At 70.7% G+C, this 12,270-nt stretch carries 12 protein-coding genes; 10 read left to right on the top strand and 2 right to left on the bottom strand.

Annotated elements, in window-relative coordinates; all coding sequences use genetic code 11:
- Positions 1–27: 27 nt before the first annotated feature.
- Entirely contained in the window at positions 28–195 is a 168-nt protein-coding gene (locus ACFWVE_RS16725; protein WP_384014139.1) for a hypothetical protein, read from the bottom strand.
- A gap of 78 nt (positions 196–273) precedes the next feature.
- On the bottom strand, positions 274–447 hold the full coding sequence (locus ACFWVE_RS16720) for a hypothetical protein (RefSeq protein WP_384014137.1): 174 nt from the start codon (positions 445–447) through the stop codon (positions 274–276).
- A gap of 175 nt (positions 448–622) precedes the next feature.
- Here ACFWVE_RS16720 and uvrC point away from each other — a divergent pair, with 175 nt between their 5' ends.
- The 10 genes from uvrC to pgi all read left to right on the top strand — a co-directional run bounded on the left by uvrC (position 623) and on the right by pgi (position 12,171).
- The gene (gene uvrC, locus ACFWVE_RS16715) at positions 623–2,851 is read left to right on the top strand and encodes an excinuclease ABC subunit UvrC (protein WP_384014134.1); all 2,229 of its coding nucleotides are present in this window, start codon (positions 623–625) and stop codon (positions 2,849–2,851) included.
- A complete protein-coding gene (gene rapZ / locus ACFWVE_RS16710) occupies positions 2,848–3,804 on the top strand; it encodes an RNase adapter RapZ (RefSeq protein ID WP_384014131.1) in 957 nt (318 codons plus the stop codon). The genes uvrC and rapZ overlap by 4 nt, the downstream gene beginning before the upstream one ends.
- Entirely contained in the window at positions 3,801–4,880 is a 1,080-nt protein-coding gene (yvcK, locus tag ACFWVE_RS16705; protein ID WP_384014128.1) for a uridine diphosphate-N-acetylglucosamine-binding protein YvcK, read from the top strand. The genes rapZ and yvcK overlap by 4 nt, the downstream gene beginning before the upstream one ends.
- Positions 4,871–5,860: a DNA-binding protein WhiA gene (whiA, locus tag ACFWVE_RS16700; protein ID WP_384014125.1), complete on the top strand. Its 990-nt coding sequence runs from the start codon at positions 4,871–4,873 to the stop codon at positions 5,858–5,860. Before yvcK ends, whiA begins: the two co-directional genes overlap by 10 nt.
- Positions 5,861–6,126: 266 nt before the next feature.
- Positions 6,127–7,134, top strand: a complete 1,008-nt coding sequence (gap, locus tag ACFWVE_RS16695) for a type I glyceraldehyde-3-phosphate dehydrogenase (RefSeq protein WP_384014123.1) — start codon at positions 6,127–6,129, stop codon at positions 7,132–7,134.
- A gap of 148 nt (positions 7,135–7,282) precedes the next feature.
- The gene (locus ACFWVE_RS16690; RefSeq protein WP_384014120.1) at positions 7,283–8,494 is read left to right on the top strand and encodes a phosphoglycerate kinase; all 1,212 of its coding nucleotides are present in this window, start codon (positions 7,283–7,285) and stop codon (positions 8,492–8,494) included.
- A gap of 6 nt (positions 8,495–8,500) precedes the next feature.
- The gene (gene tpiA / locus ACFWVE_RS16685) at positions 8,501–9,289 is read left to right on the top strand and encodes a triose-phosphate isomerase (protein WP_384014117.1); all 789 of its coding nucleotides are present in this window, start codon (positions 8,501–8,503) and stop codon (positions 9,287–9,289) included.
- 95 nt (positions 9,290–9,384) lie between these two features.
- Complete coding sequence (gene secG / locus ACFWVE_RS16680) at positions 9,385–9,618, top strand: preprotein translocase subunit SecG (RefSeq protein WP_266072250.1); 234 nt, start codon at positions 9,385–9,387, stop codon at positions 9,616–9,618.
- Between the two features lie 234 nt (positions 9,619–9,852).
- The gene (locus ACFWVE_RS16675) at positions 9,853–10,188 is read left to right on the top strand and encodes an RNA polymerase-binding protein RbpA (protein WP_078649359.1); all 336 of its coding nucleotides are present in this window, start codon (positions 9,853–9,855) and stop codon (positions 10,186–10,188) included.
- Positions 10,189–10,518: 330 nt separating this feature from the next.
- Positions 10,519–12,171, top strand: a complete 1,653-nt coding sequence (pgi, locus tag ACFWVE_RS16670) for a glucose-6-phosphate isomerase (protein WP_384014113.1) — start codon at positions 10,519–10,521, stop codon at positions 12,169–12,171.
- Positions 12,172–12,270 lie beyond the last annotated feature (99 nt).

The following is a 12,270-nucleotide window of genomic DNA, read 5'->3' as shown; positions in this document are numbered from 1 at the left end:
AATGGCGGCGCAGCCAAGGTGACAACGTCATCTGAAGTTCGGGAGCCGATCGTCGTGACCGTCCTCGCCGCAGACCTGCGTCGCCACCACCCGGAGGGAGCCGTCGGCCGACGAGGACTCCACGAACAGTTCCGTCCCCTGCGGTGCGGCCACCGGTGAGGAAATGAGGAGGGCCACCGGGACCGGCAGCCCCACCCCGACCTCACCTTGAAACGGACATCAACTCACGAACCACCCTCCGGCGCCCTGCTGGAAAGGGCCCCCGTGACCTCGCTACGACCGGCCCGCCGCGTCCCGGCCGCCCTTCGGACGCCGACCCAGGCGCTTGGCGCGCACGATGTCGGGGTCGCGTGGGTCGAGGGAGTCGAGGAGTGCGGCCGTCTCGTCCGCGTACCGGCGGGCGCGGGCGGCCGGCCGTCGTGATTTCTCGATCCGTGTCTGTCGCATTGTCCGACCAGCCCTCCGACTCGTGACCGCGTCCGCATCCTGCTGGCATCCCGCCCGAGGGGCCGGACCCCCCACCTTCCCGCTTCCCACCGCTCATAACCCTTCCGGAGCGGTGTCCGGCCGGCAGCCGCAGGGCCCCGCCGTCGTGTCGGTCCCCGCCAGTAGGGTGTGAGACATGGCCGACCCCTCCAGCTACCGCCCCAAACCGGGTGAGATCCCCGACTCGCCGGGGGTCTACCGTTTTCGCGACGAGCACCGCCGGGTGATCTACGTCGGAAAGGCGAAGAACCTGCGCCAGCGCCTGGCGAACTACTTCCAGGACCTCGCCGGGCTCCATCCGCGCACCCGCACCATGGTCACCACGGCCGCCTCCGTGGAGTGGACGGTGGTGTCCACGGAGGTCGAGGCGCTCCAGCTGGAGTACTCCTGGATCAAGGAGTACGACCCCCGGTTCAACGTCAAGTACCGCGACGACAAGAGCTACCCCTACCTCGCGGTGACGATGAACGAGGAGTTCCCGCGCGTGCAGGTGATGCGCGGTCACAAGAAGAAGGGCGTCCGGTACTTCGGTCCGTACGGGCACGCGTGGGCGATCCGCGACACCGTGGACCTGCTGCTGCGGGTGTTCCCGGTGCGTACCTGCTCGGCCGGTGTCTTCAGGAACGCCGCCCGTACCGGCCGTCCCTGCCTGCTCGGCTACATCGACAAGTGCTCGGCGCCCTGCGTGGACCGCGTCTCCGCCGAGGACCACCGCGAACTCGCCGAGGAGTTCTGCGACTTCATGGCCGGCCGCACCGGCACCTATGTGCGCCGCCTGGAGCAGCGGATGACCGAGGCGGCCGAGGAGATGGAGTACGAGCGGGCCGCCCGCCTGCGCGACGACATCGGGGCCCTGAAGAAGGCCATGGAGAAGAGTGCGGTGGTGCTCGCCGACGCCACCGACGCCGACCTGATCGCGGTCGCCGAGGACGAACTGGAGGCGGCCGTCCAGATCTTCCACGTGCGCGGCGGACGCGTGCGCGGCCAGCGCGGCTGGGTCACCGACAAGGTGGAGGAGATCACCACCGGCGCCCTCGTGGAGCACGCCCTGCAGCAGCTGTACGGCGAGGAGACCGGCGACGCCGTCCCGAGGGAGGTCCTGGTCCCCGCGCTGCCCGACCCGGTGGAGCCCGTCCAGCAGTGGCTCACCGGGCGGCGGGGCTCGGGCGTCTCCCTGCGGGTTCCGCAGCGCGGGGACAAGCGGGCCCTGATGGAGACCGTGGAGCGCAACGCCCAGCAGGCCCTCGTCCTGCACAAGACCAAGCGCGCCTCCGACCTGACCACGCGCTCGCGCGCGCTGGAGGAGATCGCCGACGCCCTCGGCCTGGACAGCGCCCCGCTGCGGATCGAGTGCTACGACATCTCGCACCTCCAGGGCGACGACGTCGTGGCCTCCATGGTCGTCTTCGAGGACGGGCTGGCCCGCAAGAGCGAGTACCGCCGCTTCCAGATCAAGAGCTTCGCCGGCCAGGACGACGTCCGGTCCATGCACGAGGTGATCACCCGCCGTTTCCGGCGCTATCTCGCCGACAGGGAGCGGACCGGCGAATGGAGCGACGGCGCGGAGCCCGACGGCGAGCACTCCGTGGACGGGACCGTCGAGAAGGCGGCCGGCGCCCCGGACCCTGCCCCGACCGCCGGCGCGGAGGCCGTCCTCGGCCCGGACGGGCCCGTCGGGACCGCCGCGGACACCGGGGACGCGGACGGCCCAGCCGTACCGTCCGCGAACACGCTCACCGAGGACGACGGCCGCCCCAAGCGCTTCGCGTATCCGCCCCAGCTGGTGGTCGTCGACGGCGGCGCCCCCCAGGTCGCGGCGGCCCGCCGGGCCCTGGACGAGCTCGGCATCGACGACATCGCGGTGTGCGGCCTCGCCAAGCGGCTGGAGGAGGTGTGGCTGCCGGGCGACGCCGACCCGGTGGTGCTGCCCCGCACCAGCGAGGGCCTCTACCTGCTCCAGCGCGTCCGGGACGAGGCCCACCGCTTCGCCATCGGCTATCAGCGCGTCAAGCGGGCCAAACGCTTCCGGTCCGGTCCGCTGGACGACGTGCCCGGCCTCGGAGAGAGCCGCAAGCAGGCGCTGATCAAGCACTTCGGCTCGGTGAGGAAGCTGCGTGCGGCGACCGTCGAACAGATCTGCGACGTGCCCGGCATAGGCCGCAAGACGGCCGAGGCGATCACCGCCGCCCTCGCCGGGGCGGTGCCCGCCGGTCCCGCCGTGAACACGGCGACGGGCGAGATCATGGATGACATGGTTGCCATGGATGACATGGACGACGTGGAAGAACCCGGAAAGTCCGGGGGTTCTCCCGGGGAGCCCGTGCCCACGGGCGCCCCGGACGACCGACGGGGGCTGGAGAGATGACCGAGCACGAGACACGCCAGGACGACGGCGACGGAACAGGTGACGGAGCACAGGTGAGTACGGGCAAGGAAACGGCCGGGGCCCCCGAGGTGGCGATCCCCGAGCTGGTGATCATCTCCGGCATGTCCGGGGCCGGCCGCTCCACGGCCGCGAAGTGTCTGGAGGACCTGGGCTGGTTCGTCGTCGACAACCTCCCGCCCGCGCTGATCCCCACCATGGTGGAACTCGGCGCCCGCTCCCAGGGCAACGTGGCCCGGATCGCGGTCGTCGTCGACGTCCGCGGCCGGCGCTTCTTCGACAACCTCCGCGAATCCCTCGCCGACCTCGACCACCGGGGTGTCACCCGGCGGATCGTCTTCCTGGAGTCCTCCGAGGACGCCCTGGTACGCCGCTTCGAGTCGGTGCGCCGCCCGCACCCCCTCCAGGGCGACGGCCGCATCGTCGACGGCATCGCCGCCGAGCGTGAACTCCTGCGCGAACTGCGCGGCGACGCCGACCTGGTGATCGACACCTCCAGCCTCAACGTGCACGAACTGCGCGCCAAGATGGACGCCCAGTTCGCCGGCGACGAGGAGCCCGAGCTGCGGGCCACCGTGATGTCCTTCGGCTTCAAGTACGGCCTCCCGGTCGACGCCGACCTGGTCGTGGACATGAGGTTCCTGCCCAACCCGCACTGGGTCCCGGAACTGCGCCCCTTCAACGGCCGCAACGAGGAGGTGGCGGCGTACGTCTTCAACCAGCCCGGCGCCAAGGAGTTCCTCGACCGGTACGCCGAGCTGCTGCGGCTGATCGCCGCGGGCTACCGCCGCGAGGGCAAGCGCTATGTGACCATCGCCGTCGGCTGCACCGGCGGCAAGCACCGCTCGGTCGCCATGTCGGAGAAGCTCGCCGCCCGACTCGCCGCGGAGGGTGTGGAGACGGTGGTCGTCCACCGGGACATGGGACGGGAATGACCGCACGCACTCCGCGGCTGCACCGGCTGCACCGGCTGCGCCGGGTGATGCCCGAAGGGCGCGCCGCCGGACGGCCGGCCGGGGCCCGCGGCGCCAGGCCGAGACGCCGCGGCGCCCAGCCCAAGGTGGTCGCCCTCGGCGGCGGCATGGGACTGTCCGCCTCGCTCGCCGCGCTGCGCCGGATCACCGGCGACCTCACCGCCGTCGTCACCGTGGCCGACGACGGCGGCTCCAGCGGGCGGCTGCGCGACGAACTGGGTGTGCTGCCCCCCGGCGACCTGCGCAAGGCGCTGGCCGCGCTGTGCGGCGACGACGACTGGGGCCAGACCTGGGCCCGGGTCATCCAGCACCGCTTCCAGTCCAAGGGCGAGCTGCACGAGCACGCGGTCGGCAATCTGCTGATCGTCGCCCTGTGGGAGCAGCTCGGCGACCACGTCCAGGCCCTGGACCTGGTGGGCCGGCTGCTCGGCGCGCACGGGCGGGTGCTGCCCATGTCGGCCGTACCGCTGGAGCTCCAGGCGCTGGTGAAGGGCCACGACCCGGGGCACCCCGAGGCCGTGGCCACCGTCCGCGGGCAGGCGACCGTCGCCCTCACCCCCGGCGAGGTGCAGTCCGTGCACCTCGTGCCGAACGACCCGCCCTCCGTCCCCGAGGCGGTCGAGGCGGTCCTCGACGCCGACTGGGTGGTGCTCGGCCCCGGCTCCTGGTTCTCGTCGGTCATCCCGCACCTCCTGGTGCCGGAACTGCTGGACGCGCTCATCCGGACCAAGGCCCGCCGGGTACTTTCCCTGAACCTCGCCCCGCAGCCCGGAGAAACCGAGGGCTTCTCCCCGCAGCGTCATGTGGAGGTTTTGGGACGACACGCCCCTAAACTCGCCCTGGACGTGGTGCTGGCCGACGAGGCCGCCGTGCCCGACCGCGACTTGCTGACCGACGCCGCCAAGCGGCTCGGCGCCGCGGTCGAGCTGGCGCCGGTGGCCCGGCCCGACGGAAGCCCCCGGCACGACCCGGAGCTGTTGGCCGCCGCGTACGACCGTATTTTCCGGATGCATGGAAGGATCGGCCCATGGCGATGACGGCAGCGGTGAAGGACGAGGTTTCCCGGCTCCCCGTCACCCGGACCTGCTGCAGAAAGGCGGAGGTCTCCGCCGTTCTGCGGTTCGCCGGCGGCCTTCACCTGGTGAGCGGGCGCATCGTGATCGAGGCGGAGCTGGACACGGCGATGGCCGCCCGCCGCCTCAAGCGGGACATCCTGGAGATCTTCGGCCACAGCTCCGAACTGATCGTGATGGCACCGGGCGGGCTGCGCCGCGGTTCGCGCTACGTCGTCCGGGTGGTCGCGGGCGGCGATCAGCTGGCCCGCCAGACCGGCCTGGTGGACGGCCGGGGCCGTCCGATCCGCGGTCTGCCCCCGCAGGTGGTCTCGGGTGCCACCTGTGACGCCGAGGCGGCCTGGCGCGGGGCGTTCCTGTCGCACGGCTCCCTGACCGAGCCGGGCCGCTCCTCCTCGCTGGAGGTGACCTGCCCCGGCCCGGAGGCCGCGCTGGCCCTGGTCGGTGCCGCCCGCCGCCTGTCCATCGCCGCCAAGGCACGCGAGGTGCGCGGCGTGGACCGGGTCGTCGTCCGTGACGGCGACGCCATCGGCGCCCTGCTCACCCGGCTGGGCGCGCACGACTCGGTGCTGGCCTGGGAGGAGCGCCGGATGCGCCGCGAGGTGCGCGCCACGGCGAACCGGCTGGCCAACTTCGACGACGCCAACCTGCGCCGCTCGGCCCGCGCGGCCGTCGCCGCCGGCGCCCGGGTGCAGCGTGCGCTGGAGATCCTCGCCGACGACGTCCCCGAGCACCTCGCCGCGGCCGGGCAGCTGCGCATGGAGCACAAGCAGGCCTCGCTGGAGGAACTGGGCGCGCTCGCCGACCCGCCGCTGACCAAGGACGCCGTGGCCGGCCGGATCCGCCGGCTGCTCGCGATGGCCGACAAGCGCGCCGTCGACCTCGGCATCCCGGGCACGGAGGCCAACATCGGCGAGGAACTCGCAGACAACCTCGTCGGCTAGGGCCTGCCCGGCGGCTCAACTCGGCAGCGGGGCACGGGGCGTAGGGCCTCCGGACCAGGTCGGGCCGCCCTTCGTGACAGAGCCGCACGGGGTCTCCCGGCCCGGGCGGTCCGTGCCCTACTGGCGGGTAAGGGTCGGCCTGCCGGGTATGGCCCGACTCGATGTCACGGGCGTGGCCCCGGAGAGGTAGGGTCGGGGGTGGTCGGGGACATCCCAATACAGCTCGCCGGCGACTTGAGCCGGCGCACCAACGAGGAGATCGGTTCGTGACGATCCGCGTAGGCATCAACGGGTTTGGCCGCATCGGCCGGAACTACTTCCGCGCATTGCTCGAGCAGGGCGCAGACATCGAGATCGTGGCGGTCAATGACCTGGGCGACACCGCGACCACTGCCCACCTGCTGAAGTACGACACCATTCTGGGCCGCCTCAAGCAGGAGGTCACCCACACCGCCGACACGATCACCGTCGGCGGCAAGACGCTCAAGGTGCTCTCCGAGCGCAACCCCGAGGACATCCCGTGGGGCGAGCTGGGCGTCGACATCGTGATCGAGTCGACCGGCATCTTCACGAAGAAGGCCGACGCGGGGAAGCACATCACCGGTGGCGCCAAGAAGGTCATCATCTCGGCTCCGGCCAAGGATGAGGACGTCACCATCGTGCTGGGCGTCAACCAGGACCAGTACGACCCGGCGAACCACCACGTCATCTCCAACGCCTCCTGCACCACCAACTGTGTGGCGCCGATGGCGAAGGTGCTCGACGAGAACTTCGGCATCGTCAAGGGTCTGATGACCACGGTGCACGCGTACACGAACGACCAGCGCATCCTGGACTTCCCGCACAAGGACCTGCGCCGCGCCCGTGCCGCCGCCGAGAACATCATCCCGACGACGACCGGTGCGGCGAAGGCCACCGCCCTGGTGCTCCCGCAGCTCGAGGGCAAGCTGGACGGCATCGCGATGCGCGTCCCGGTCCCGACCGGCTCGGTCACCGACCTGGTCGTCGAGCTCGGCCGCGAGGTCACCAAGGAGGAGGTCAACGCCGCCTTCCAGAAGGCCGCCGAGGGCGAGCTCAAGGGTCTCCTCGAGTACACGGAGGACCCGATCGTCTCCTCCGACATCGTCAACGCCCCGGCGTCCTGCACGTTCGACTCGTCCCTGACCATGGTCCAGGACGGCAAGAGCGTGAAGATCATCGGCTGGTACGACAACGAGTGGGGCTACTCCAACCGCCTCGTGGACCTCACGGTCTTCATCGGCAACCAGCTCTGATCGTGGAGCAGACCGCCTGATACGAGTGCAGGGCTCGGCCGGCGCGCCAACGCGCTGTCCGAGCCCTGACGCGCGTATCGGGGCGGTCGACCGCTTCCGATCACGAGCGATCACGAGCGAACACAAGCTCTTCTCCAGGAGTCCCTTCATGAAGACGATCGACGAACTCCTCTCCGAAGGGGTCGCGGGCAAGCGGGTCTTCGTCCGCGCCGACCTCAACGTGCCGCTGGACGGCACCACCATCACCGACGACGGCCGTATCCGCGCGGTGCTGCCCACCGTCAAGGCGCTCGCCGAGGCGGGCGGCCGTGTCGTCGTCGCCTCGCACCTGGGCCGCCCCAAGGGCGCCCCGGACCCCGCCTTCTCGCTCGCCCCGGCCGCCGCCCGCCTGGGTGAACTCTTCGGCGCCGACGTGGCGTTCGCGACGGACACCGTCGGCGAGTCCGCCGCCGCCACCGTCGCCGGCCTCGCCGACGGACAGGTCGCGGTCCTCGAGAACCTGCGTTTCAACGCCGGCGAGACGGCCAAGGACGACGCCGAGCGCGGCGCCTTCGCCGACCGCCTGGCCGGCCTGGCCGACCTCTACGTGGGCGACGGCTTCGGCGCGGTGCACCGCAAGCACGCGTCCGTGTACGACCTCCCGGCCCGCCTGCCGCACGCCGCGGGCTACCTCATCGCCGCCGAGGTCGGCGTCCTGAAGAAGCTCACGGACGACGTCCAGCGGCCCTACGTCGTCGCCCTCGGCGGTGCCAAGGTCTCCGACAAGCTCGCCGTCATCGACGAACTGCTCGGCAAGGCCGACCGCATCCTCATCGGCGGCGGCATGGCGTACACCTTCCTCAAGGCCAAGGGCTACGAGATCGGCACGTCGCTGGTCCAGGAGGACCAGCTGTCCGCCGTCACCGAGTACCTGGAGCGCGCCGAGAAGAACGGCGTCGAACTGCTGCTGCCGGTCGACACCCTGGTCGCCGAGGCGTTCCCGGACCTGAAGACCAAGGCGCCGGCCCACCCCGCCACGGTCGCCGCGGACGCCATGCCGGCCGGCCGGATGGGCCTGGACATCGGCCCCGAGACCTGCACGCTCTACGCCTCGAAGCTCGCCGACGCGGCCACCGTCTTCTGGAACGGCCCCATGGGCGTCTTCGAGCACCCCGACTACGCCGAGGGCACCAAAGCGGTCGCCCAGGCCCTCCTCGACTCCCCGGGCTACACCGTGGTCGGCGGCGGCGACTCCGCCGCGGCCGTCCGCATCCTGGGCTTCGACGAAAAGGCATTCGGCCACATCTCGACCGGAGGCGGCGCCTCCCTCGAATACCTCGAGGGCAAGACGCTCCCCGGCCTCGCCGCACTGGAGGACTGACCCTCAATGACCGCTGCTGAAAAAGGCCGCACCCCGCTGATGGCGGGCAACTGGAAGATGAACCTCAACCACCTCGAGGCCATCGCCCACGTCCAGAAGCTCGCCTTCGCGCTCGCCGACACGGACTACGAGGCCGTCGAGGCCGCCGTCCTGCCGCCCTTCACCGACCTGCGCTCCGTGCAGACCCTCGTCGACGGCGACAAGCTGAAGATCAGGTACGGCGCCCAGGACATCTCGGCGCACGACGGCGGTGCCTACACCGGCGAGATCTCCGGCCCGATGCTGGCCAAGCTGAAGTGCACGTACGTGGCGGTCGGGCACTCCGAGCGCAGGCAGTACCACGGCGAGACCGACGAGATCGTGAACGCCAAGGTCAAGGCCGCGTACAAGCACGGCATCACGCCGATCCTGTGCGTCGGCGAGGAGCTGGCCGTCCGTGAGGCCGGCAACCACGTCGCGCACACCCTCGCCCAGGTCGAGGGCGCTCTGAAGGACCTGCCCGCCGAGCAGGCCGAGTCCGTCGTGATCGCCTACGAGCCCGTCTGGGCCATCGGCACCGGCAAGGTCTGCGGCGCCGAAGAGGCCCAGGAGGTCTGCGGCGCCATCCGCGGCAAGCTCGCCGAGCTGTACTCGCAGGACGTCGCCGACCAGGTCCGCATCCAGTACGGCGGCTCGGTCAAGTCGGGCAACGTCGCCGAGATCATGGCCCAGGCCGACATCGACGGGGCCCTGGTCGGCGGTGCCTCGCTGGACGCGGACGAGTTCGTCAAGATCATCCGCTTTCGCGACCAGTGAGTAGGCGCTAGCCGCGATCCGTCGTACCCTTGCGGGGTCCAGTCCCGTGCTGGACCCCGCGTCGTCCGTCCGAATCCGAGGAAGTTGGTCCAGCCGTGGTTTTGGGGTTCTCGATCGCCCTGATCGTCTTCAGCCTGCTGCTGATGCTGCTGGTGCTGATGCACAAGGGAAAGGGCGGCGGCCTCTCCGACATGTTCGGTGGCGGCATGCAGTCCTCCGTGGGCGGTTCCTCGGTCGCCGAGCGCAACCTCGACCGGATCACCGTCGTGGTCGGTCTGCTCTGGGCCGTGTGCATCATCGCGCTCGGCGTCATGATGAAGACGAGCTGACCCGGGCGAAAGACCCTGGCGGACAATCCCCCCGCATCGGGTGCGCATTCCCCACGTAAGGCCCCATGTCCGGTACGCGCGGCACAGCGCGGCCTATCATGGGGCTTGCGTCTGGATAGGGGAGCGGTAACTCCAATCACTGGACGCGCGTTGGGCCTTACGTAGACTGAGGCGCTCGCAGCGAAGCGGAACGCCGACTCGCTTCGCCGCACCATCACGCAGGGAGTTACAACCGTGGCAAGTGGCAACGCGATCCGGGGAAGCCGGGTCGGGGCGGGGCCGATGGGCGAGGCCGAGCGCGGTGAGTCAGCGCCGCGGCTGCGCATCTCCTTCTGGTGCTCCAACGGGCACGAGACCCAGCCGAGCTTCGCGAGCGACGCGCAGGTCCCCGATACGTGGGACTGCCCCCGCTGCGGCTTTCCGGCGGGTCAGGACCGGGAGAACCCCCCGGACCCGCCGCGTACCGAGCCGTACAAGACGCACCTCGCCTATGTGCGGGAGCGGCGCAGCGACGCGGACGGCGAGGCGATCCTCGCCGAGGCGCTCGCCAAACTGCGGGGCGAGATCTAGCGGTTCGCTTCGCGCTCGCTCCGGGCGGTCCGGCATCCGACGGCCGACCGGGCCCTGTGGTGTGCGGCCGGCCCGGGCCGCCTGCGCCGAACCGTGCTGTACCTGTGCCACAAGCTGCGGCGATCGTCCGCAGCGCCGCCTGTCCTGCCCGCAGCCCCCCGACGTCCCGCACGTCGCCGTGCTGATACCCGGAGGCCGGACAGCCGTATCCGTTGTTGCGCCCCACGACGGCGCCACGACAGGTGATGTCCACCTCTGATCAATTAGGTTGGAACCGGCAGCGGGGCGGATAAGCAGCACAGGCAGCAAGGAAGAAGGCTGAAGTCCGAGATGAACGCAGACGGCCGTACCAGGCTCGACCAGACTCCCGAGTGGACCGCACTGGCCAAGCATCGCGAGGAGCTCGGGGACCTGCGGTTGCGCGAGGTGTTCGCCGCCCATCCCGACCGGGGCACCGCGTACACCCTCCGGGTCGGTGACCTGTACATCGATTACTCCAAGCACCTCGTCACCGACGACACCCTGCGGCTGCTGCGCGAACTGGCCGCGGCCACCGACGTGTTCGGGCTGCGCGACGCCATGTTCCGCGGCGAGCGGATCAACACCACCGAGGACCGGGCCGTCCTGCACACCGCCCTCAGGGCGCCGCGGGACGCGGTGGTCGAGGTCGACGGGGAGAACGTCGTCCCGGGCGTGCACGCCGTCCTCGACAAGATGGCCGACTTCGCCGGCCGGGTGCGTTCCGGTGAGTGGACCGGCCACACCGGCAAGCGCATCCGCACCGTGGTCAACGTCGGCATCGGCGGCTCCGACCTGGGCCCCGCGATGGCGTACGAGGCGCTGCGCGCCTTCACCGACCGCGACCTCACGGTCCGCTTCGTGTCCAACGTGGACGGCTCCGACCTGCACGAGGCCCTCCGCGACCTGGACCCGGCCGAGACGCTGTTCGTCATCGCGTCCAAGACCTTCACCACCATCGAGACGGTCACCAACGCCACCTCCGCGCGGACCTGGCTGCTGAACGCGCTCGATGACGAGGCCGCTGTCGCCCGGCACTTCGTCGCCCTGTCGACGAACGCGGAGAAGGTCGCCGACTTCGGCATCGACACGGCGAACATGTTCGAGTTCTGGGACTGGGTCGGCGGGCGTTACTCGTACGACTCGGCGATCGGCCTGTCGCTGATGATCGCCATCGGCCCGGACCGCTTCCGGGAGATGCTCGACGGGTTCCACCTCGTCGACGACCACTTCCGCACCGCCCCCGCCGAGTCCAACGTGCCGCTGCTGCTGGGGCTGCTGGGCGTCTGGTACGGCAACTTCCTGGGCGCCCAGTCGCACGCGGTGCTGCCGTACTCGCACTACCTGTCGAAGTTCACCGCCTATCTCCAGCAGCTCGACATGGAGTCCAACGGCAAGTACGTCGGCCGGGACGGGCGCGAGGTCCATTGGCAGACCGGCCCCGTGGTCTGGGGCACGCCGGGCACCAACGGGCAGCACGCCTACTACCAGCTGATCCACCAGGGGACGAAGCTGATCCCGGCGGACTTCATCGGCTTCGCCGAGCCGGTCGCCGAGCTGAGTGACGAACTCAAGGCGCAGCACGACCTGTTGATGGCCAACTTCTTCGCCCAGACGCAGGCCCTGGCCTTCGGCAAGACGCCGGACGAGGTGCGCGGCGAGGGCGTGCCCGAGGAACTGGTGCCGCACAAGACGTTCAAGGGCGACCACCCCACGACCACGATCCTCGCGCGCGAGCTGACGCCGTCCGTCCTCGGCCAGCTCGTCGCCCTCTACGAGCACAAGGTGTTCGTGCAGGGCGCGGTCTGGAACATCGACTCCTTCGACCAGTGGGGCGTGGAGCTCGGCAAGGTGCTCGCCAAGCGCGTCGAACCCGCGCTCACCGAGGGCGCCGACGTGCCCGGCCTGGACGCCTCCACCCGGGCCCTGGTCGCCACCTACCGAAAGCTGCGCGGCCGGAGCTGAGAGCGGAGCGGGAAGCGGACGGCGCACTGTCGTCCGCTTCCCGTAGAATCCCCCGTCGATCACGACGACCACCATCACGACGGACGCTCGGGGGCGCTC

The organism is Streptomyces sp. NPDC058632 (genome assembly GCF_042717095.1).
In the GTDB taxonomy this organism is placed as follows: domain Bacteria; phylum Actinomycetota; class Actinomycetes; order Streptomycetales; family Streptomycetaceae; genus Streptomyces.
The sequence above is the reverse complement of the archived record's forward strand: the minus strand, read 5'-3'. Positions and strand labels throughout refer to the sequence as shown.